Here is a 21,593-nt window from a genome sequence, read left to right as displayed (position 1 = left end):
TTCACGGTCCATATTGGCATCCCCACAACGTTCCTGACGTTGATTCACACACTGATTCGAGGGGGAGACGATGCACGGGATTACCGGCGAGCGGGAGCCTCTGATGCCGGATCTGACCGGCCTCCCCCTGGACGACATCCTGACCGGTTCCAGCAGTGCGCTGGTCAACGCCCTGCACCGGGTCGTGGACGAGGTGGCGGCGGCCGAACCCGCCATATCCGCCTATGACTCGGGCGCCCAGCTCCTCCCCACCGGACCGTCCGACCGGCCGTGACCCACGGCTTATCGAACGAACCCTTCTGGCCCGATGACGCCCTGGACGTACCGGGCTTGCGGGCCGCGGGGGTGCCCCGGCTGCCGTTCCGGGAGTTCCTGCTGAAGGTGCACAGCCGGTGCAACCTCGCCTGCGACCACTGCTACGTGTACCAGGGCGCCGACCAGAGCTGGCGCGACCAGCCCCGCGCCATGGCCTGGCCGACCGCCGAGCGCACGTGCCGCCGCATCGCCGACCACGCCGCCGCGCACCGCCTGCCGTCCGTGCGGGTGCTGCTGCACGGCGGCGAACCGCTGCTCGCCGGGGCGGAGTTCCTCGGCAGGCTGGTGCGGCGGCTGCGCGAACTGCTGCCGCACCCCACCCGGCTCGACGTCCTCGCCCAGACCAACGGCACCCTCGTCGACGAGGCGGTGCTGCGGCTGTGCCACGACCACGGCATCCTGCTCGGCGTCAGCATCGACGGCGACCCGACCGTCCACGACCGGCACCGCGGCCGCGCGGACGGCGGCGGCAGCCACCGCGCCGTCGCCGACGCGCTGACCCTGCTGGGCCGCCCGGAGCACCGGCCGCTGTGGGCCGGGTTGCTGTGCACGGTGGACGTCACCGCCGACCCCGCCGCGACCTACCGCCATCTGATGTCGTTCGCGCCCCCGGCGATCGACCTGCTGCTGCCGCTCGGGCACTGGGGCAGCCCACCGCCCGGCCGCACGGCCGACCCGCGCCACGTCCCGTACGCACACTGGCTGACCACGGTCTTCGACCTCTGGTACGGGGCTCCCGAGCAGACCGTCCGGCTGCCGTTCTTCGAGAGCGTCCTCGATCTGCTGCTGGGCGGCACGAGCCGCGTGGAGTCGGTGGGCGGCGGCCCGTCCCGGCTGGTGGTGGTCGAGACGGACGGCCGGCTCACCCAGTCCGACCTGCTCAAGACGGCGTACGCGGGGGCGCCCGACACCGGGTGCGATGTGTTCCGGCACGGCCTGGACGACCTGCTCGACCATCCCGGGATCGTGGCCCGCCAGCTGGGGCGGGACGCCCTCGCCGCCGAATGCCGGGCCTGCCCGGTGGAGGCGGTGTGCGGCGGCGGGCTCTACCCGCACCGCTACCGGCCGGGGGCGGGGTTCCGTAACCCCTCGGTCTACAGCCCCGACCTCAAGGCGTTCATCCGCCATGTCGCGGACGTCGTCCGGGCCGACCTGGCCCGCCTGTCGGGCGCCGGAACCGTCCGGTGAGCCGCTTCCTCGCCCCCACCCGGGCCGACCTGGAGTCCCTGGGGCGCGGCGACGGCCCGGCCCGGCCGGAGCTGCTGCGGGAGGCCGTGCGCAGCAGGACCCTGCTGCTGCTCCGGGCGCTGAGAGACCTGGCCACGGGGCGCGACGGGCCCGGGAGTCGCGGCCTGACGGGCGGGCTGGCGCTGCTGGCCGACGTCCAGCGCCACTCCCCCACGGCGTTCGCCGGGGCGCTGGACCTCCCGGCGACCGGCGCGTGGGCCGCGTACTGCGTGCGCGCCGCGACCGCCGCGGGCCCCGGTGCGCCGCTGCCGCCGGAGGCCGCCGACCTGGCGGCGCTCGCGGGCGCGGCCGCGCACCGGGCCGGGATGCGGTACCGGATCACGGTCGGCGCCCGGGACGGCGCGGTGCCGCTGCCGGGCCTCGGCCTCGCCGTCCTGCCGCCCGGCACCGCGCTCGCCGAACTCCGCGGCGAGGGCGGGGCGTCGGTGCTGAGCGGCGGCGGCCGTACCGTACGCATCCCGCGGGCGCCGGGAGCGGAGGCGCCCGGCTGGCACCCCGAGCCCCGGATCCGCGTCACCGCCGCGGGCCGCACGCTGGACGTGCGGCTGGACTTCCTCCACCCCTTCCGGCAGGGCGGCGCCCCACTGCCGCCGCGCCCCCTCGACGCGGCGCAGCGGCGCGCCTGGCGGGCCGACACCGCGGCGGCGTGGGCGCTGCTGGCGGAGCGTCACCCCGCGCGGGCGCGGGACGTGGCGGCGACCGTGGCCTCGCTCGCGCCGCTGACCGGGCCCTCGTCCTGGACCAGCGCCAGTTACGGCGACGCCGTCGGCGCGGTGGGGCTCGCCCCGCACCCGGACGCGCGGTCGCTGGCGGCGGCGCTGGTGCACGAGGCCCAGCATTCGAAGCTGTCCGCCCTGCTGATGGTGGCCGACCTGCTCGACGCCCCGCCGGGTTTACGGGCGTACGCCCCCTGGCGGGACGACCCGCGGCCGCCCGCCGGGCTGCTCCAGGGGGCGTACGCCTTCCTGGCGGTCACCGGCTTCTGGCGCGACGAGGCCCTGCGGGCGGGGACGGACGAGGAGGTCCACGCGGCGCAGACCCGCTTCGCCCGCTGGCTGCGGCCCACCGCCGACACCGTGGCGGCCCTGGCCCGCTCCCCCTGGCCGACCGCCGAGGGCCGCCTGCTGCTGGACGCGATGCGGCGCACGCTCGACGGCTGGGCGACGACCCGGATCGCGCCCGCGGCCGCCGCCGCGGCCCGGTCGGCGGCGGTCCGGCACCGGGTCCGGTGGCGGCTGCGGCACGCCCCCGCGCCGCCGCGCGCGCTGGTGGAGGCGCTCGCGGCCGCGTACGGGGCCGGGCTGCCCGTGCCCCGGGAGGCGGCCCGGCTGCTGCACCGGTCCCCCGCCCTCACCCCGGACGCCGGGCCCGACCCCGGCACCGCGATGCCGGAGCTGGTGCACGCCGTACGCGAGGCCGCGGGCCCCGCCCCGGCCCCCGGCCTGACCGGCTGGCTGCGCCCGGTGGTGGAGCGCTGCGCGGCCCTGCGGGCGGAGCCAGAAAATCAGGACGGCGGGGGTTCGATGTCCCATTCGGCGCGGATGCCTTCGGCGGCGGCACGGGCCTCGGGGTGATCGTCGCCGATGGTGGCCCGGTAGCGGCCCAGCACGGTCTCCTTCAGCTCCCGTGACCGGTCCGGCTCCCCGGCGGTCTCCAGGTCCAGCGCGAGGTTGCGCAGGACGGCGAGGGTGCTGGGGTGGCTGTCCCCGAGCAGGGTCTCCAGCCGGGCGGAGATCTCGGTGTTGAGCACCCGGGACTCCTCGTGGTTGCCCAGCCGGGCGAGGTCGGTGGCGAGGTTGGCCCGGGAGAGCAGCACCCAGGGGTGGTCCGCCCAGAGGGTGCCCGCGATGCCGGTGGCGGTGTCCTGGTCCAGCCGGTGGGCGCGCGGGTGTTCGCCGAGCGCCCGGAGCGTCACGGCGTGGTTGAGGGCGGCCAGGTAGGTGTACGGATGGTGCTCGCCGAGCACTTCCCGGTACCCCTGGTGGGCCTCGGCGCCGCGCTGGCCCGCGGCCTGGAGGTCGCCGGTCATGCGCAGGTCGTTGCCGAGGTTGGTGAGGGCGGCGAGGGCGTCGGGGTGGCGGTCGCCGACGGTGCGGCGGTAGTGGTCGAGGACCAGCACGGCCAGCTCCAGGCCGCGTTCGTAGTCCCCGGCCTTGCGGCAGCTGACGGACAGGTTCTTGATGGCGCGCAGGGTGTGCGGATGGGTCTCGCCGTAGTACTGGCGGTAGGTGGCGACGGTCTGCTCCTGGAGGGTGCGCGCCTCCGCGTACTCACCGCATTCACGCATGTCGCGGGCGAGGTTGTTGACGGTGAACAGCGTGGAGCGGGCCGTCGCGCCCAGGACCATGGCCCTGACCTGCCAGACCTTCCGGTCCAGCTCGCGGGCCTGGGTGAACAGACCGGACAGCCGCAGGCTCACCGCGTAGTTGTGGCCCGCCATCAGGGTGTTGGGGTCGTCGGTGCCGAAGACGCGCACGCTCTTGGCGTACGTGTCCTCGTCCAGCTCCAGGGCCTCCCGGAAGCGGCCGGTGGCCCGCAGGTCGGCGGCGACCCCGCCCGCCAGGTTGAGCGTGTCCTCGTGCTCCTCGCCGACGGTGTCGCGCAGCCGCCGCAGCGCGTCCGCGTTCAGCTCGCGGGCCTCGTCCAGCCGGCCCAGGGAGCGCTGGGCCGCGCCCAGCAGCCGGACCAGGTTGATGGTCCGCAGATCGTCGGGGCCGAGCCTGCGGCGCCACTCCTTGAGGGCGCGCCGGGCCAGCTCCACACCGCTGCGGAAGTCGCCGCGGGCCAGCAGATAGCGGACGACGTTGAGGACGGTGTGGCAGACGTCCGGGTCCTGGCACTCCAGCATGCCGGAGGTCTCGACGTGCGGCAGGATCTCCGTGTACTGCTCCCAGTTGCGCAGCATTTCGGGGTCGCCGGGGTCGTGCGCGGACAGCAGCAGATGGGCCAGGTGGGCGGTGCTCCCGGCGGCCCCGGCGTCCAGCCCGTCCTGGAGGACGCTGCGCACCAGCCGGTGCAGCTGCACCGTACCGGCCCGGTTGTCGATGGTGAGGAGCGAGTAGCGGCCGATGTCGCGGATGGCCCGGGCCCGGTTGAGCGGCTCCTTGACGGTGCGGGACAGGGCGGGGGGCAGGCTGAGCAGCCGGGCGTTGTGCAGCAGGGACAGGGGCACCGGCTCGGGGCCGAAGAAGGCCAGCAGCCGCAGCAGTTCGAGGGCCCCGGCGTTGCGCGCCCGCAGCGAGTCCATGGAGACCTGCCACACGGCCGCCACGGACTCCACGCCGCCGACCGTCATGGGCTCGGCGAACACCTCGGAGCGGCGGCTGGCCAGCAGGCCCAGATACTCCTCGACCTGCACACCGCTGTTGACCTGCCAGGCCGCGGCCTGCTCGATGGCGAGCGGCAGGTCGCCGAGGGCGTCGGCCAGCCGCGACGCGTCCTCGCCGGTCATGGTGGAGTCGCGGCGGCAGAGGAACTCGATGCTCTCCTCGCGCGTGAAGACGTCCACCTTGAGGGCGCTGACCTGATCGGCCCAGCCGCCGTCCCGGGAGGTGATGATGACGTGGCCCGCGCCGCCGGGCACCCCCACCATGTGCGGGATGTACGGCAAGACGTCCTCGGGGCCGAGGGCGTTGTCGAGGACGAGCAGCCAGCGCTTCACCGGGAAGCCGGAGGCCAGGGCGGAGATGACCTTGTCGACCACGCCGTCCACGTCGGGGCCCTCGATGCCGAGGGTCGCGCCGAGCGCGGAGAGCGAGGTGCGGATGACGGCGGGCTGTTCAGCCCGCACCCACCAGACGAGTTCGTACTCCTCCGCGTACCGGCGGATGTACTCGATCGCCAGCTGGGTCTTGCCGACGCCGCCGAGCCCGTACAGCGCCTGGGGCAGCACGGCGGCGCGGCGGCCCTCGGTGAGGTAGGACCGCAGCATCCGCAGATGCTCCTCGCGGCCGGTGAAGTTGGCGTTCGGCAGCGGGACGCTGCCGGGGGCGCGCACGCCCCCGCCGGGGGGCGCACCGGCGGGGGTCTGGTCGGGGGCGGAACCCGGCGGGCTGTCCGGGGCGGCGCCGTTCTCCTGCGGGGGGCCGGACGGTGGCGCGCCGGCCGGTGTGGACGATGTGAGCCGTTCCGTGTCCGGAGCGCTCCCTGACATGGTCTCTCCCTTGGTGCGGACGCCCGGAAGATCGCTGCGGTCGTCGGTCTCGGGCGGGGAAGGCGGCGGATCCACCAGGACGCGCACCTTCTGCGCGAGCCTGCTGTACGGACGGCCGAGCGCGAGGAGCGCGGGGTGGGCGGCCGCGGCCAGCTCCCGTTCGGCGGGGGTCAGCCGGTCGTCGACCGGCCCGTCGGGCGCGGCGAGGTACCGCGGCAGCAGATCGGGGCGGGCGCCGATGACCTTGGCCGCCACCGCGGACACCCCTTGGAGGGCGCGGAACAGCTCGCCGCGCCCGAGCCCGCCGAGGAGCTGGTTGCGCACGCCGTCCCGGAAGGCGAAGCCGGTGAACCCGGCCACCGCCGGGGCGGGGCGCTCCAGCAGCCCGCTGAGCAGCACTTCGGCCAGCGGCAGCGGGCCCAGCCGGGGCAGCACGGCCTTCTTGACCTTCTCCATCACATCAAGGGTCAGCGGCGCGAGCGCAAGATGGGAGGCGAGCAGCCGGGCGGCGGGCGAGGCGGCGGCGCGGAAGTTGCGCACCCGTTCGGCCGGGGCGAGCGGTTCGTCGTCCTCCGGGGTGCGCGGGGCGGCGGCGCAGCGCGCGGCGAGCCCGTCGGCGTCGGTGAGCAGGGCGGCGGCGGGCAGCCAGCCGCCGCCGGTGCCGGTCACCAGCCGGGCCCAGGTGGCGAGCCATTCGGGCTCGATCTCCAGCACGGGGACGGGCACGGGCTGCGCCTCCGGCGGGCCTTCGCCGGGTAACGGCCCGTCCGGGTCCGGGCCCTCCGCGTCCCGGCCCTCCGCGTCCGGGTCCCCGGGGGCCGGGCCCGGGAGCCGCAGGCCCAGCGCGGTGTTGGGCAGCCCGCCCGCGCAGGCGCGCAGGGAGACGTCCAGCGGGATGGCGTCGCACCGGTCCCACATGTGGTGCGGCAGCGGGTTCAGCACGGCGACGGGGCCGTGCCGCGCCCACAGGTCGAGCAGCCGGGGCACGGTGCCCCGCGACCACGCCTCGCCCACGCAGTCGCTGAGCAGCAGGATCAGCCGTCGGCGCTGGGGGTGCAGCAGCTCCTGCGGGTCGCGGTCCGCGGCGCTGCCGTCCGGGCGCAGGACGACCTCGCCGGGGTGCCAGGTGTCCAGCCGCCAGGTCCGTACGTCGCTGAACGCGCCCTGGCGCTGGAAGACATCGGTGAGTGCCCGGGCCGCGCCGTCCCAGACGGACATGGAGACGCTGTCCTCGACGACCAGGACGACGTCGAACCAGTGCTCCCCCGCGCCGTGGAACACCGGCTCCCAGAAGCCCTGTTCGGCGGCGCGGACGGCGGTTCCCTCCTCGTCCAGGGTGAAGCGGTGGACGGAGGCGCGGCGGCGCCCGAAGGGGCGCAGGGCGCGGCCGAGCCCCAGCGGGTCGCTCAGCTCGATCTGGCCCTGGGCCTCGACGGCGCCCCAGGGCCAGGCGGCGTGGACCGCGGCGGGGCCGGGGCCGCCCGTCGTGCGGACGTGGACGTAACCGGGCCAGCGGGCCTCCGTGGCGTCCGCCCCCGCGGGGCCTTCGGGATGCGGGTCCTCGGAAGCGGTCGCCGCGGTCCGGCCGGGCGGATCGAGAGCGCGAAGGTCGTCCTCGCGCCCGTCCGAGGAGGGCGCGGGCGGTGCGGCGGGGGCGGGCGGGGTGTCCGGTGCGGGGGCGGCAGGGTGGTCCGGTGGGGCGGAAGCGGCGGGGGTGGCGGCGGCCCGCCGGATGCGCTGTTGCAGCAGTACGGCCTCCGCCCATTCCCGGGGCGTGGGGCCGTCGGTCTCCCGGCCGTACCGGTACCCGGTCATGTCGGTGATTCCGTGCCCAGTGCGTGCCACAGGGCGTCACGGAGCCGCGCCCAGGAGGTCTCGTCGGACTTCGCCGCCCCGTTGGAGAGCATGTGCACGGTGTTGAGCAGCTGGTCGGTCGCCAGGCCCCCGTGCTCCCTGCTGTGGTCGAGGAACTCGCGGATCAGCGCCCTGGCGTCCCGGCCCCGTTCGCCGCCGAAGTGGGCGGTGACCATGGCGGTCAGCCGCTCCTCGTCGGGGTCGGGCATCCGGATCTCCAGACAGCGGCGCCGGAACGCGGGCGGGAACTCGCGCTCCCCGTTGCTGGTGATCACGACCACCGGGAACTCATGGCAACGGACATGGCCGTTCTCGACCGGAACGGTGTCGGTATGGTCCGCGGTCATCACCTTCACGACCGAGCGCTGCCGGTGGCGCTCCAGCTCGCGGATGCGGAACTCGCCTTCCTCGAAGACGTGGAGCAGATCGTTGGGCAGGTCGATGTCGCTCTTGTCCAGCTCGTCGACGAGCAGCACCCGGGGCCGGGTCCAGGGCAGCAGGGCCGTGCCCAGCGGGCCCAGGGTCAGATAGCGGCCGAGGTCCGGCAGGACCCGGTCCTCCGCCGCGCCGCCGACCGGCGGCGGGGTGTCCTGGACGCGGCCGATCGCGTCGTAGTCGTACAGCCCGTCCTTGAGCGTCGTACGGCTGACGATGGGCCAGGAGAGCACCGGGCCCAGGCCCAGCTCGGCGGCGATCCGGTACGCCAGGCTGGACTTGCCGGTGCCGGGCCGCCCGGTGACCAGCAGCGGGCGGCGGACGTGCAGGGCCACGTTGACCATCTCGACCACGGAGCGGTCCAGGGTGCCGCCGCCCGGGCTGCCCAGGCGGCGGCGACCGGCCGGGGCGGCGCCGGGCGGGGGCAGCGGGGTGCCGGCGTCCTCGAAGACCCGCCAGGGCGGCGGTGGCGGGATCCGCGGCGCCGCACGCTCCCCGGACGGCTCCTGGCCGCTGTCGTGGAACACCCACCAGGGCGCGGCGCCCGCGCCGCCCCCGTCGTGCGGGGTGGCCGGGCCGCCCGGGACGCCGTCGATGTCATGCCGATCGGTCATGTTCCCCCCTGATCGGCGGATGCAGCAGTACGGACCGCAGCTCCTCCAGGCCGTCCGGGCTGTCCCATACGAGGCTGAGGTCCACGTCGAGGTCCACGTCGAGGTCCGCCGACAGCATCTCGCCGCTTCCTCCAGGTCGCAGTCCGCCTCTCAATAGTCTTACCCGCTCGGGGAGATCGGTGAGGGCCGTTCTGAGGAAGTTTCGTATTTCTTGGCGCCCTGCGACCGTTTCGCCCCCGCTGCGTACCCCGACCAGGGCCGGAATACCCGCCTCCAGCAGGACGGACAGATAGTCCGTGGCCTCGTCCCCGGTGTGCCGGGGCGGCTCGAACAGCACGAAGCAGACCGGTGTCCGGGCGTGCCGCAGCCGCCTGCGCAGCCTCCGGGGCTCCAGCACCACCCCGGGGTCGACCCACTCCACGGCCGCCTCCTGGTACTCCCGGCCATGGCTCTGGAGCCAGTGCCAGCGGCCCCGCAGATGGTGGTTGACGTGCGGCAGCCGCAGCCGCTCCCACGGCCGGACCACGACCGTGTGGTCCTCGCCGATCGGCCGCGACGACAGCCCCGACGGGCGCACCTCGAACCGGTCGACGTCCAGCCAGATCAGATGCAGCGGCAGGACGAACTCCACCTGGAGCCCCGGGGCGAGCAGCCCCAGCCGCTCGATGGCCTCCCGGTGGACCGCCGCGACCCGACGCTCCAGCTCGTCCCGCCCCCGGGCGCGGGCGTCACAGAGCACCGGGAACTCCCGCGACCGGTCGTCCATGAGCCGCGCCCGGATGCTGAACAGGGCGGCCGCCGCGCGGCGGGACGAGATCTCCACCACCAGGCTGCGCTCCCCGACCGGCAGCCCCGCCGCGGCCGCCTCCCGCTCACGGGTGGCGGCGAGCAGTCCGGGAGGCCAGTCGAGCCGCTTGGCGGCCTGGTTGTTCCACTGCCGCAGCCCCTTGCGCAGCGCGGGCCGCTCACCCGCCGCCACCCGCTCCACGAACGTCATCAGCGCGGGCGCCCGGCCCTCCACCTCGACGTCGTCCTCCAGGTCGCGCACCAGCCGCTCCACCCGGCCGTTCCAGCTGTCGTCGCCCTCACCGGCCCGGCCGAGCAGCTCGAACGCGTAGCGGGACAGGGTGGTCAGCTCGGTCTCGGCGGCGCCGTCGAGCAGCAGGGCGCACAGGTCCCGGCGCTCGACGTCCGTCAGCAGCGGCACCGGGCAGCACTGGTCGACCAGCTGCCAGGCCTCCGCCAGCACCACGGTGCCCTCGTAGTCCTCGCCCACCGCGCGCAGCAGGACGCGCAGCCCGTCGGGGTAGCGGTCGCAGACCTCGGCGATGGACCGCAGGTCCCAGTGCTTGATGGTGTGGCGCTCCACGGGCAGCGTGACCCCGTAAGTCTCCTCGACGTTGTGGATCAGCCGGTCCCGCCAGGCGGTGCTGTCCGTCAGCCGGCCGAGGATCCTGGCCAGCTCCTGGTAGAGGTCGAACGCTCCGAAGCCGGTCATCCGGCCCGCCCGGCGTCCTGGATGGGTTGGTCCACTCCCGCGCGCTCCCCCCGAAACCCGCCCCGTGCCATTCGGCGTACCGCGTCCGTTTTACCCGTGTACGTCGAATGGTACGCACGCGGTAGGCGGATATGGGAGGCTTCACACCCCCTATGACCGGTTCGCGGCCTCCACCTTTCGAACCTGACGGTCCACGACCGTTTTGGGGACCGCGGACTGTGCGGGGTTCGTGAGGTTCACGCCGAACATCACGGTGAGTTGGGGTCCGGTGCGCACCACCGTGAAGGCGATGACGGCCTTGTCCTTGCCGCCGTCGACCATGCTGTACGCGAGCGCCTCGTCGCCCGCCGCGGGCGCGTCGAGCGAGGTCACCTTGGTGACGTCCGCCCGCTTCCCCGAGCCGTCGGTGGCCGCGAACCCGCCCCGGCAGGCGGATATCGCCTGCCGCAGGTCCTTGACCGTCTTCTCGGCGTCGCCGGGCCCGTACGAGGAGAGCCGGATGATGCCGGAGACGCCCGCGTCCCGGCCCGAGGCCGCGGCGTAGCTCCGGTAGACGGAGTTCCGGGGCGCCGGGTCGAAGCCGGTGCCCATCAGCGCGGCCAGCGGCTGACATCCGGGCTTCAGGGCCTCGGCCTCCTTGTCCCCGTTGAACTCCCGCTCCGTCATCTTGCCGATCCCGTAGCCCTTGAGGTCGGCCTTGACCAGCGCGGCTCGTTCCAGGGCGGACGCGGACAGCGGCTCCGCCGCCGCGCCGTCGCGCTGGGCGACCTTCTGGTCCGGCTTCCGGTCCGAGCCGCCGCATCCGGTCACCAGCCCCAGTGCCGCCAGGACCGCCGCCGCGGTGAGCACACTCCGCGCTCCGGATGTCATCACGCGTCTGCCCGCCCTTGGTTGACGCCCCCGCGTTCCTTCCGGCCATCCAACAACGGGGGCGGCCGTGAACCAAGGGGTCGCGAACAACCTCTGCGGGCGCGGACTCGCCGTGCGGACGAAGGTTGTACAGCTCACACTGAATGTGGTGCATCCCATATCACCACATGCATAAGCAACTTTTCCGTCTCCAGGCTGTCTTACCGACCGATCGTTCCGCAGTTCACTCCATATCGGCATCACACCGGCGGCACACACCGGAGGGGAGGGCACGTCGCGGCAGACCGATGGGGCCGCGCGTACATCACCATGAAGATCGCTTTTCTGCTGCACAACGCCTATGGGATCGGCGGCACCATCCGGTCGACGTTCAATCTGGCCGGGGCGCTCGCCGCCCGCCACCGCGTGGAGATCGTCTCCCTGATACGCACCATCGACACCCCGGGCCTCCCCCTCCCCCGAGGTGTGCGGGTCAGACCGCTGATCGACCAACGCCCGGACGCCCCGCGCGAGTCCGGCGACCTCGGCAATCCGCTGCTGAAGCAGGCCAGCGCCCACGTCCCGGCCGCGGAGTCCAAAGGCACCGTCAACTTCAACGCGCTCACCGACCAGCGCCTCGCCGCCTATCTGGCCGACACCGACGCCGACGTCGTCATCGCCACCCGCCCCGGCCTGGTGATCTGCCTCGCCGCGCTCGGGCAGGAGGGCCGCTATCTGCGGATCGGCCAGGAGCACCGGCTGTACGGAACCCACCGCGCCGAGATCCGCACCGCATGCGACGCCGCCCTCGCCCGCCTCGACGCCAACACCTCCGTCTCCGAGGCCGACGCGCAGACCCACCGCGACCGGCTGCCCGGCGTCTCCACCCTGCTCACCGGGCTGCCCAACTGCGTGCCCGCCACCGGCATCCAGCCCTCCGACGGCAACGCCAAGCTGGTCGTGGCCGCCGGCCGGCTCATCCCGGTCAAGCGCTACGACCTGCTGGTCAGCGCCTGGGCCACGGTCGCCGCCAAACACCCCGACTGGCATCTGCGGATCTACGGCCGCGGCCCCCAGGCGCCCGCCCTCCGCCGCCAGATCGACGAACTCGGGCTCGCCGGGCACATCACGATGATGGGCGCCCACTCCCCCATCGAGACCGAATGGGCCAAGGGCGCGATCGCCGCCGTCACCTCCCGCGAGGAGTCGTTCGGCATGACGATCGTCGAGGCGATGCACTGCGGGGTGCCCGTCGTCGCCACCGACTGCCCGCACGGGCCCGGCGAGATCATCACCGACGGCCACGACGGGCTGCTGGTCCCCGTCGGCGACGCCGACGGCATCGCCAAGGGACTGCTCACCCTGATCGAGGACGACGCGCTGCGCCGCTCCATGGGCGAGGCGGCGCGGGTCGCGGCGCAGCGGTACGCACCGGCGCGACTGGCCACCGCCTACGAGGAACTCTTCGCCGAACTCTTCGCCCGGCGCGGCCAGTCGCCCCGGACCGGACCCCGGCCCGCCGCCGCGGCGCGCGCCTTCGGCTCCCTCGCCGGACGTCCGGCCGTGCCCCGGAAGACCTTCAAGAGCGTGGTCAAGCAGCTGATCCGCAAGCCGCTGCGCCCGGTCGCCTCGTGCCGCGTCGACGCCGACGGCACCATGGCCGTGCTGGTCGAGCCCGCGGACGTCCACGGCACCGGCCTCGCCCTGACCCTCACTCACCGCGGCGGCCGGGGCACCCCGGTCCGGGTGCCGCTGCGGCCCCCTGCCGCCGCGGGCGCCCCCTGGACCGCGATGCTGGACCGCCGCGCGATCGACCTCGCCGAGGGCCGCTGGGACGTGCACGTGGTGCGCTCCTCGGACGGGGTGCGCCGCCGGGTGATGTGCCGGTTCGCCGAGGGGCGCGGGCTGGTGGGCCTCGATCCGCTGCCCGGCTCACCGTTCGCCTGGTGGATCCCGTACCCCACCGTCGACGGCTATCTCGCGCTGCGCGCCTGGCGCCGCCCGGCCCACGCCGAGGCCCGGGTGATCCGCGCCGAGGCCGACGGGCTCATCGTCGAGGGCACCCTGCACGGCGCCCGCTTCGCCGCCGACGCCGCCCCGAGCGTGATCGCCACCCCGCGCGGCGCGGCGCTCCCGTTCACCGCGGGCGTCACCGCGCTGGACGCGACCCGGTTCCGCTTCACCGTTCCGTACGAGCGGATCTACGCGGCGCGCGGCGGCCAGCAGGGCACCGCGGGCTGGGACCTGACCCTCCGCAAGGCGTCCGACTCCACCACGGCGATCCGCATCGGCCGGGTCATCGGGGACATTCTCGACCGCCACAAGACCGACCTCCACCCGGTCACCCACGGTGTCCGCCCCTACCTCGGCAAATCCGGGGACCTGGCCATTACCTCTGCACCACAAGAAAATTGAGTGGGGAGACCGGTGAGTTCGCCGCGTTTGGCCCTGGCCATGGCGGTAACACTGAGTGATGTCAAGCCTCGAGCGAGGAAATCTCTGCGGAAGGCAATCCGATGTCAGTCACGCTCATCATCCTGGTAGCGGCACTGGTGGCCATGGTGGCGCTGGTGTTCGCGCGGCCCGTGCGGCAGAGCAGCCGCGACGGCCTCATCAGCCGGTTCGGCCCCGAGTACGACCGGGCCGTCGCACGGCACGGCGGCGACGCCAAGGCGGCGCAGTGGGAGCTCAGCGAGCGGCTGCGGCGCTACGGCGAACTGTCGATACGGGCGCTGACGCCGGAGTCCCGGGAGCAGTACGCGGCCCGCTGGTCGGGCCTCCAGGAGCGGTTCGTCGAGTCGCCCGCGCTCGCGGCGCGGGAGGCCGACCGGCTGCTCGCCACGCTGGCGGCCGAGCGCGGCTATCCGGCCGAGTCCCCGGGGCAGCTGCTGGAGGCACTGTCCGTCCGGCACTGCCAGGCGATCGGCGGCTACCGGCAGCTGCACACCGAGGCGGAGCGGGCCCGCGCGGGCCATGTCGACACGGACCGGCTGCGGGAGGCGCTGCTCGGCGCCCACCCCCTCTTCGAGGAGCTGGTCCGGGCACAGCCGCACGACCGGGCACTGCGGCGAAGGCGGCTGCGGCAGCGGCACCACCGGCCGGCGGTTCTGCGGTCCTCCTAGGGACCGTCAGGTCCGTCAGCTCCGGCAGGTCCGTCAGGACCGGACCCGGACGGCCAGCGCGAGCGTGTCGTCCGGGTGAAGGATCACGGTGTGCATATCGTCCGCGATGGCGCCGGGGATCTCCTCGATCGGGGCGTGCAGATGCTCGTACGCGGCCTCGATCAGACGCTTCTCGCCCTCCACGGGGTCTCGTCGGCTCTCGGTGAGCCCGTCGGTGTAGAGCAGCAGGAGATCGCCCGGCGCCATCTTCTCGGTCAGCAGCCGGTCGCTTCCGGGCATCGGGAACCCGATCCCGCGCCCGCGCGCCTCCAGATAGCGCGCCGTGCCGTCGCCGCGCAGCAGCAGCGCGGGCGGATGGCTGCCGTTGGCCACCCACAGCTCACCGGTGGCCGGGTCGATCCGGGCCAGCAGGACGGTGGCCATCACGCTGCGGTCGAACGGCAGCAGGATCTCGTCGGTGCGGGCCACGATCGACTGGAGGTGGTGGCCCTCCAGCGCGAGGGTGCGCACCGCGTGGGTGACGTTGAGCGCGCTGCGGGTACTGGTCACCCCGTGGCCGAGCGCGTCCACGACCGTGATGTGGACCGTGCCGTCGGGCAGCACGAACCAGTCGTACAGGTCGCCGCCGGTGGGCGCGTCGGTGCCCGCGGGCGCGTAGTGGACGGCGAGTTCGAGTCCTTCGACCTCCAGGGGCGCCGGACGCAGCGCGTCCTCCAGCTCGCGCAGGGTCTGGCCGTGCGCCTTGCGCAACTGCGCGTCGCGCTCGTCGAGCTGCACGTAGAGGGCGAGCACGCCGCTGTTGGTCTCGGCGAGTTCGTCCTTGAGGCGGCGGTGTTCGGCGGTGAGCGCGTCGGTGCGGGCCACCACGGCGCGCAGCTCCTCCTCCACCAGCGCCGCGTCGTCGTCCGCTGCCGCCCCCGGTACGTCGGCCTCCGCGGCGTCAGGTGCCGGGGCGGCCGAAAGCCGCCACACCACCTCCCGTTCCGTCACCGCGTCGGCGGGCAGCGGGAGCCCGGCCGCGACCTCGGCGGACGGCAGGGCCACGGGGCCGTCTAATCCGAGCGCCAGGGTCAGCAGCCCGGACCGGTCGTCGTCCTCGCACTGGAACGTCCAGCTCAGCGAGGTGTGTCCGGCCGCGCTCAGGGCCGGTTCCGCGACGGCCGCGACGGACAGCACGAGCCGTCCGCGCACGCCGGGATCCAGGGCGTGGTCGCGGGCGATGCGGCGCACGGCCCGGCTGAGCCCGTCCGTCGTGTCGCAGCCGATGGTCCGGGTGGTCATGGGTGCCTCTGTGGGGGCCTGGCCGTGAGGACCGTGGCATCGTCGCGGGTGCGGCGATGGCCATGGACGAGTGCGGCGGACAACAGGGGTGGCGGGAGTCGGAGCAGGAACGGCGACGGATCGCGCGCCCATCCGGCGTCGATGCCGTCGCTGTGGAGCACCGCGGTGGCGCCCGGCGGCAGCGGGAACCGATGGACGTGCGGGGCGGGCATGGACCAGCCGACGACGCCGGGCTGTCCGGTGAGCCGGGACTGGACGCCCTGGTGGGTCAGGGCCAGCACCCGGACGTTGCCGATGCCGCAGTACTCGGCGTGGTCCGCGTGGAGGCGCAGCAGACCGGCCGCGGCCCCGCGGGTGTGCCGCAGGACGCGGTGCATGCCGGTCAGCAGCTCGCCCAGCGGCCGCCCGGGGTCGGCGTGGAAGGTGCGCAGCGCGAGACCGGCCGCCTCCGCGGCCTGAGTGCCGTGGCCCAGCCCGTCGAGGACGGCGGCGGTGCGGGTGCCGCCGGTGTCGGCGACGGCGCGGGCGTCGCCGCAGTCCTCCTCCCCGTCGACGGCCAGGCACACCGAGCCCACGCCCCGGAGCGCGGCGTCCCGGTCGCCGGGCGGGGTGAGCCGGGCGCAGGCCCAGGTCCCGACCTCGGCACCGGCTTGCGTACCGGTGCGGATGACGAAGTGGGTGGCGAGCCGGGTCACCGCGCCGAGCCCGACGCCGAGCGTTCCGGCCGTGGTGTAGCCGTCGGTGAGGCAGCGCTCCAGTTCGGCCATGCCGGGGCCGCGGTCGGCGGCCAGGATCTCCACGCCCTCGCCGAGCGGCACGGGCTGGATGTAGAGGGTGCCGTCGCTGGCGTGCTTGTCGAGGTTGGTGGCCAGCTCCGAGGCGACCACGGCCGCCTGGTCGGGCAGCGCGCCGGGCAGCCCGCACTCGCGCGCCGTGCGCCGAGCCGTCTCGGCCGCCAGGTGGACCGCGCTGCGGTGGTCGATCCGTACCTGGGCGGTGGGGGTCACCGTCGTACGGATCACCGGACCGTCCACCGGGTGGCGACCACGACCGTGCCCTGTCCGGCGCCGGAGTGCACCGTGAACTCGTCCATCAGCCGGCGGGCGCCGCCCAGCCCGTGGCCGAGCCCCGCGCCGGTGGTGAAGCCGTCGGTGAGCGCCGTGTCGAGGTCCGCGATGCCGGGTCCGTCGTCCTTGACGATCAGCCGCAGCCCGCGCCCGGCGGGGCCGCGCACCTGCTCGATCGTCAGGGTGCCGCCCCCGCCGTGGACATAGGCGTTACGGGCCAGCTCGCTGGCCGCCGTGACCACCCGGGTCTGGTCGACGATCCCGAACCCGACCTCGACGGTGGCCGCGCGCACCGCGTGCCGCACCGCCAGCAGATCCTCCTCGGTACGGACCTGATGGGTGACCTGGCGGGTCACGGGCGCGCCCGCCTCGCCGTCGCCCGCGCGGGGCGCCGGTCCCGACCGGGAAGCGACGGTGGACTCACGGGGCAGCACCACGTCGGGACCCTCCCAGGGGTTCCTGGGCCTGCCGCCACCCCAGCGCGGCCAAGCCCTGTTCCGGGTTGAGTGCGGTCTCCACACCGACCAGTTCGATCCCCAGCTCCACCAGGGTGATCGCCACCGGGGGCCGCATGCCCGCCACGATCACCCGGGCGCCCAGCAGCCGGGACACCGTGGTCAGCTCCATCAGGGTGCGCGCCACGAAGGAGTCGATGATCTCCAGCCGGGAGATGTCGATGAGCACCCCCCGCGCCCCTTCGGCGGAGATGCGGGCCGTCAGCTCCTCGGTGAAGGCGATGGCGGCCCGGTCGTCCAGCTCGTTGAGCAGTCCGGTGACCAGGACGTCGCCCAGCCGCAGAATCGGAACGCCCACCGGGCGGTGTTCGGTCACCGGCTCTCCCCCGCTTCCCCGTCCGGGCCGGGCCCGTCGATCAGCTTGATCGCGGCGGCCAGCGCATCGGCCAGCGTCGCCCGCGTGAGGATGGTGGACAGGTCGATGCCGAGCTGGGCGATGGTCTGGGCGATGGACGGACGGATGCCGCTGATCACACAGTCCGCGCCCATCAGCCGCACCGCGTTGACGGTCTGCATGAGGTGCTGGGCGACGGCGGTGTCCACCGTCGAGACGCCCGTGATGTCGATGATCGCGACCAGCGCCTCATGGTCCTGTATCGCCTGGAGCAGGTTCTCCATGACGATCTGGGTCCGCGCGGTGTCCAGCGTTCCGATCAGTGGCACCGCCAGCACCTGTTTCCACAGCCGGACCACCGGCGTGGACAGCTCCATGAGCTGCTGGCTCTGCCGCCGGATGATCTCCTCGCGGCCCTCCACATACGTCTCGAAGGACAGCGCTCCGGCCACATCGAGCAGCCGGTTGATGAAGACCGCCGTGGCGAACAGCTCCTCGGCGTCCCGGGTCTCCCGCTGTACGGCCTTCAGCAGCGCCTCCTTGAGCGCCAGCACCGCGAGGGAGGTGGCGGTCGGGGTGGCCCCGGCCTGGGCCCGGCGCATGGACAGTCCGACGACCGCCTCGTGCAGCCCCGGGTGGGAGGTGACGACCCGGTCCGCCGGGACGTCGCTCTCCAGCCCCGGGACCAGCGCGTCGATCAACGCGTCGGCCTCCTCGCGGAGTTCGGCCTCGCTGATGTCGGTGTCGAGCAGCGCCTGCTCCAGCTGGAGCGCGACCCAGCGGTCGGCGATCTCCTCGTCGCGCTCCCGCAGAGCCCTCGTCAGCTGTTCACGTACGGCGGCCTCACTGGTGCTCACGCGGATCGGTCCCTTCCCGGTCGGCCACCCGGACTCTGCGGCGCAAATGTTATCGATCTCCTGTGCTCCGGCTCCAGACACAGATGCGCGAAATCGTGTACCCGGTGATCGCGATCACATACCCGCCGCAGGTCAGCAGCATCCCGCGCCCGGTAGTGAACGCTTGTTGCGGGCCTCCTTGTTCCGGGCCGCGAGCAGCTCGTCGACCGGGTAGCCGACCTCTTCGAGGGTCAGTCCGTGGGGGCGTACGACATGGACCGCCGAATCCCGCACCCCCGCCGCCAGCACCTTCCCCGGCCAGTCCACCGGGCGGTGGCCGTCGCCGACGAACAGCAGCGCGCCGACCAGCGAGCGGACCATGTTGTGGCAGAAGGCGTCGGCCCGCACCGTCGCCGTGATCACCCCGTCCGCGCCGCGCTCCCAGCTCAGCTTCTGGAGGGTGCGGATGGTGGTGGCGCCGTCCCGCCGCTTGCAGTACGCGGCGAAGTCGTGCTCGCCGAGCAGCGGCGCCGAGGCCGCGTTCATGGCGTCCACGTCCAGCGGCCAGTCGTGCCACAGCACATGGCCGCGCAGCAGCGGATCGACCCCGCCCGGGTGGTCCACCACCCGGTAGGCGTACCGCCGCCAGATCGCCGAGAAGCGCGCGTTGAAACCGGGCGGCGCCTCCGCCACCCGCCGGACCCGTACGTCGTGCGGCAGCCGCCCCGCCAGCCGGCGCAGCAGCTTGTCCCGGTGCTCGGCCCAGAGCTCCTCCGGCAGGTCGACGTGCGCGACCTGCCCGCGGGCGTGCACCCCGGCGTCGGTGCGGCCCGCGACCGTCAGCTCATGGGTCTCCGACGACCGGGTCACCGTGCGCAGGGCGCTCTCCAGCTCGCCCTGGACGGTGCGCCGCTCGCGCTGCTTGGCCCAGCCCGAGAAGTCCTTGCCGTCGTAACTCAGATCCAGCCGGACCCGTACGAAACCGGGTGCCGCCTCGTCACTCACGCAACCGTTCCTCTCAACTGCTCGCAACGCGGAACGGGCCCGCACCCAGAATCTGGGAGCGGGCCCGCCCGTACGACACGCCTCGGACGTCAGGCGTCCTTGGACTCCTCCGCCGGAGCCTCGGTGGCCTCGGCCTCGGTGGCCTCGTCCTTCTTGAGGTCCGCGACGGCCTGGTCGCCGGCGGCGTCCTTGGCGGTGCGCTTGGTGGCGGCCTCGGCCTCGCCGACCGCCTCCTGCTGCACGGTCAGGGCCTCGACCAGCTCGATGACCGCCATCGGGGCGTTGTCGCCACGACGGTTGCCGATCTTGGTGATGCGGGTGTAGCCACCCGGCCGGTTCTCGTAGCGCGGCGCGATCTCGGTGAAGAGAGTGTGCACGACGCTCTTGTCCCGGACGGTCTGGAGCACCAGACGGCGGTTGTGAAGGTCGCCCTTCTTCGCCTTGGTGACCAGCTTCTCCGCGACCGGGCGCAGGCGGCGGGCCTTCGCCTCGGTGGTGGTGATCCGGCCGTGCTCGAACAGCGCGGTGGCGAGGTTCGCCAGCAGGAGCCGCTCGTGCGCAGCGCTGCCGCCCAGACGGGCGCCCTTGGTGGGCTTCGGCATGGTGTATCTCCTAGATGTCTGCACCGGCCGTATCAGGTACCGGTGTCAGTTACCGACGAGCGTGTGCCCGCCGGAGGTATCAGTACTGCTCGGTCTCGACGAAACCGGCGTCCGCGTCGTCGTCCGCGCCGAAGGCGTCCGCGGCGGCGGTCGGGTCGAATCCGGGCGGGCTGTCCTTGAGCGCGAGGCCCATACCGGCCAGCTTCGCCTTGACCTCGTCGATCGACTTGGCGCCGAAGTTGCGGATGTCGAGCAGGTCCGCCTCGGAGCGGGCCACCAGCTCGCCCACGGAGTGGATGCCCTCACGCTTGAGGCAGTTGTAGGAGCGGACGGTGAGCTCCAGCTCCTCGATCGGCAGCGCCAGATCGGCGGCCAGGGCGGCGTCCGTCGGGGACGGGCCCATGTCGATGCCCTCGGCGTCCACGTTCAGCTCGCGGGCCAGGCCGAACAGCTCGACCAGGGTCTTACCGGCCGACGCCATGGCGTCGCGCGGGCGCATGGCCTGCTTGGTCTCGACGTCGACGATCAGCTTGTCGAAGTCGGTGCGCTGCTCGACACGGGTCGCCTCGACCTTGTACGTGACCTTGAGCACCGGCGAGTAGATCGAGTCGACCGGGATCCGGCCGATCTCCTGGCCGACCTGCTTGTTCTGGACGGCGGAGACATAGCCGCGACCGCGCTCGACGGTCAGCTCCATCTCCAGCTTGCCCTTGCCGTTCAGCGTGGCCAGGACCAGGTCCGGGTTGTGCACCTCGACACCGGCCGGCGGGGCGATGTCGGCGGCGGTGACCAGACCCGGGCCCTGCTTGCGCAGGTACATCACGACCGGCTCGTCGTGCTCCGAGGAGACGACCAGCTGCTTGATGTTGAGGATCAGGTCGGTGACGTCCTCCTTGACGCCCGGCACGGTGGTGAACTCGTGCAGGACCCCGTCGATCCGGATGGACGTGACCGCCGCACCGGGAATCGAGGAGAGGAGCGTACGACGCAGGGAGTTTCCGAGGGTGTAGCCGAAGCCCGGCTCCAGCGGCTCGATCACGAACCGGGAGCGGAACTCGTCGACGACCTCTTCGGTCAACGAGGGACGCTGAGCGATCAGCATGGGGTTTTCCTCCAGTCTCCGGCGCCCGCTATTTGACGCCGAACCCTTCAATGGTACGGGCGGTACGTGCCAAACGGCGCCGTACCGCCCGTATCGTCACCCTCTACTACTTGGAGTAGAGCTCGACGATCAGCTGCTCCTGCACCTGGGTGTCGATCACCTGGCGCTCGGGCATCGAGTGCACGAGGATGCGCAGCTGCGACGGAATGGCCTCGAGCCACGCCGGCACGGTGCGCTCGCCCGCCTCGGCCACGGCCACCTGGAAGGGGGTCATGGTCCGGGACTTCGGACGAACCTCGATGATGTCGTTCACGACGACGCGGGCCGACGGGATGTCGGTCTTGACGCCGTTCACGGTGAAGTGGCCGTGACGCACCAGCTGGCGGGCGTGGTCCCGGGACTTGGCGAAGCCCGCCCGGTAGACCACGTTGTCCAGCCGCGTCTCGAGGATGCGAAGAAGGTTCTCACCGGTCTTGCCGGTCTTCTTGTTCGCCTCCGCGTAGTAGCCACGGAACTGCTTCTCAAGGACGCCGTAAATGCGGGTCGCCTTCTGCTTCTCACGAAGCTGAAGGAGGTACTCGCTGTCCTTGGTGCGCCCGCGACCGTGCTCACCCGGGGGGTAAGGACGGATCTCGATCGGGCACTTTGCGCTCTCGCACTTGCTCCCCTTGAGGAAGAGCTTCTGCTTTTCCCGACGGCAACGCTTGCAGTCGGCCCCGGTGTAACGCGCCATTTTCTAGTTGTCTCCTACTTCAGCAGCGGG

The 21,593-nt window shown here is 73.4% G+C and carries 18 protein-coding genes; 5 read left to right on the top strand and 13 right to left on the bottom strand.

Annotation, left to right across the window (positions count from 1 at the left end; all coding sequences use genetic code 11):
- Positions 1 to 103 precede the first annotated feature (103 nt).
- Genes fxsA through HYQ63_RS25015 form a run of 3 tightly spaced genes read left to right on the top strand, consistent with a single transcriptional unit; the run spans position 104 to position 3,137 of the window.
- Positions 104 to 274, top strand: coding sequence for an FxSxx-COOH cyclophane-containing RiPP peptide (gene fxsA, locus HYQ63_RS25025; RefSeq protein ID WP_179936039.1), 171 nt, complete (start codon positions 104 to 106; stop codon positions 272 to 274).
- Positions 271 to 1,503, top strand: a complete 1,233-nt coding sequence (locus tag HYQ63_RS25020; protein WP_257232081.1) for an FxsB family cyclophane-forming radical SAM/SPASM peptide maturase — start codon at positions 271 to 273, stop codon at positions 1,501 to 1,503. Before fxsA ends, HYQ63_RS25020 begins: the two co-directional genes overlap by 4 nt.
- The gene (locus tag HYQ63_RS25015) at positions 1,500 to 3,137 is read left to right on the top strand and encodes an HEXXH motif-containing putative peptide modification protein (protein WP_179936037.1); all 1,638 of its coding nucleotides are present in this window, start codon (positions 1,500 to 1,502) and stop codon (positions 3,135 to 3,137) included. The genes HYQ63_RS25020 and HYQ63_RS25015 overlap by 4 nt, the downstream gene beginning before the upstream one ends.
- Here the strand turns inward: HYQ63_RS25015 and fxsT are convergent.
- The 4 genes from fxsT to HYQ63_RS24995 all read right to left on the bottom strand — a co-directional run bounded on the left by fxsT (position 3,068) and on the right by HYQ63_RS24995 (position 10,987).
- Positions 3,068 to 7,531 (bottom strand): FxSxx-COOH system tetratricopeptide repeat protein, encoded by a 4,464-nt coding sequence (fxsT, locus tag HYQ63_RS25010; protein WP_179936035.1) that lies wholly within the window; start codon positions 7,529 to 7,531, stop codon positions 3,068 to 3,070. The genes HYQ63_RS25015 and fxsT overlap by 70 nt on opposite strands.
- Entirely contained in the window at positions 7,528 to 8,619 is a 1,092-nt protein-coding gene (locus HYQ63_RS25005; RefSeq protein WP_179936033.1) for a MoxR family ATPase, read from the bottom strand. Before HYQ63_RS25005 ends, fxsT begins: the two co-directional genes overlap by 4 nt.
- On the bottom strand, positions 8,603 to 10,117 hold the full coding sequence (locus tag HYQ63_RS25000; protein WP_179936031.1) for a hypothetical protein: 1,515 nt from the start codon (positions 10,115 to 10,117) through the stop codon (positions 8,603 to 8,605). Before HYQ63_RS25000 ends, HYQ63_RS25005 begins: the two co-directional genes overlap by 17 nt.
- A gap of 150 nt (positions 10,118 to 10,267) precedes the next feature.
- A complete protein-coding gene (locus HYQ63_RS24995) occupies positions 10,268 to 10,987 on the bottom strand; it encodes a hypothetical protein (RefSeq protein WP_257232080.1) in 720 nt (239 codons plus the stop codon).
- Between the two features lie 309 nt (positions 10,988 to 11,296).
- Here HYQ63_RS24995 and HYQ63_RS24990 point away from each other — a divergent pair, with 309 nt between their 5' ends.
- Together HYQ63_RS24990 and HYQ63_RS24985 are read left to right on the top strand one after the other, a co-directional pair.
- A complete protein-coding gene (locus tag HYQ63_RS24990) occupies positions 11,297 to 13,381 on the top strand; it encodes a glycosyltransferase family 4 protein (RefSeq protein ID WP_179936027.1) in 2,085 nt (694 codons plus the stop codon).
- Positions 13,382 to 13,482: 101 nt separating this feature from the next.
- Positions 13,483 to 14,088 (top strand): hypothetical protein, encoded by a 606-nt coding sequence (locus HYQ63_RS24985; RefSeq protein ID WP_179936025.1) that lies wholly within the window; start codon positions 13,483 to 13,485, stop codon positions 14,086 to 14,088.
- 33 nt (positions 14,089 to 14,121) lie between these two features.
- Here HYQ63_RS24985 and HYQ63_RS24980 read toward each other — a convergent pair whose 3' ends face one another.
- From HYQ63_RS24980 to rpsD, 9 genes are all read right to left on the bottom strand, one after another.
- Positions 14,122 to 15,369, bottom strand: a complete 1,248-nt coding sequence (locus HYQ63_RS24980; RefSeq protein ID WP_179936023.1) for a PP2C family protein-serine/threonine phosphatase — start codon at positions 15,367 to 15,369, stop codon at positions 14,122 to 14,124.
- A complete protein-coding gene (locus HYQ63_RS24975; protein ID WP_257232079.1) occupies positions 15,366 to 16,391 on the bottom strand; it encodes a SpoIIE family protein phosphatase in 1,026 nt (341 codons plus the stop codon). The genes HYQ63_RS24980 and HYQ63_RS24975 overlap by 4 nt, the downstream gene beginning before the upstream one ends.
- A complete protein-coding gene (locus tag HYQ63_RS24970) occupies positions 16,388 to 16,873 on the bottom strand; it encodes an ATP-binding protein (RefSeq protein WP_373689138.1) in 486 nt (161 codons plus the stop codon). The genes HYQ63_RS24975 and HYQ63_RS24970 overlap by 4 nt, the downstream gene beginning before the upstream one ends.
- The gene (locus HYQ63_RS24965) at positions 16,857 to 17,267 is read right to left on the bottom strand and encodes an STAS domain-containing protein (protein ID WP_179936017.1); all 411 of its coding nucleotides are present in this window, start codon (positions 17,265 to 17,267) and stop codon (positions 16,857 to 16,859) included. The genes HYQ63_RS24970 and HYQ63_RS24965 overlap by 17 nt, the downstream gene beginning before the upstream one ends.
- On the bottom strand, positions 17,264 to 18,142 hold the full coding sequence (locus tag HYQ63_RS24960; protein WP_179936016.1) for an STAS domain-containing protein: 879 nt from the start codon (positions 18,140 to 18,142) through the stop codon (positions 17,264 to 17,266). Before HYQ63_RS24960 ends, HYQ63_RS24965 begins: the two co-directional genes overlap by 4 nt.
- 132 nt (positions 18,143 to 18,274) lie before the next feature.
- Complete coding sequence (gene truA / locus HYQ63_RS24955; RefSeq protein WP_179936014.1) at positions 18,275 to 19,126, bottom strand: tRNA pseudouridine(38-40) synthase TruA; 852 nt, start codon at positions 19,124 to 19,126, stop codon at positions 18,275 to 18,277.
- An 89-nt stretch (positions 19,127 to 19,215) separates the two neighbouring features.
- Positions 19,216 to 19,728: a 50S ribosomal protein L17 gene (gene rplQ, locus HYQ63_RS24950; RefSeq protein ID WP_009715857.1), complete on the bottom strand. Its 513-nt coding sequence runs from the start codon at positions 19,726 to 19,728 to the stop codon at positions 19,216 to 19,218.
- A 79-nt stretch (positions 19,729 to 19,807) separates the two neighbouring features.
- Positions 19,808 to 20,830, bottom strand: a complete 1,023-nt coding sequence (locus HYQ63_RS24945) for a DNA-directed RNA polymerase subunit alpha (RefSeq protein WP_009715858.1) — start codon at positions 20,828 to 20,830, stop codon at positions 19,808 to 19,810.
- 106 nt (positions 20,831 to 20,936) lie between these two features.
- Entirely contained in the window at positions 20,937 to 21,563 is a 627-nt protein-coding gene (rpsD, locus tag HYQ63_RS24940; protein ID WP_179936012.1) for a 30S ribosomal protein S4, read from the bottom strand.
- Positions 21,564 to 21,593 lie beyond the last annotated feature (30 nt).

The sequence above is a fragment of the Streptomyces sp. Rer75 genome (assembly GCF_013414305.1).
Lineage (GTDB): Bacteria > Actinomycetota > Actinomycetes > Streptomycetales > Streptomycetaceae > Streptomyces > Streptomyces himastatinicus.
This window is presented reverse-complemented; position numbering and strand designations above follow the sequence as displayed.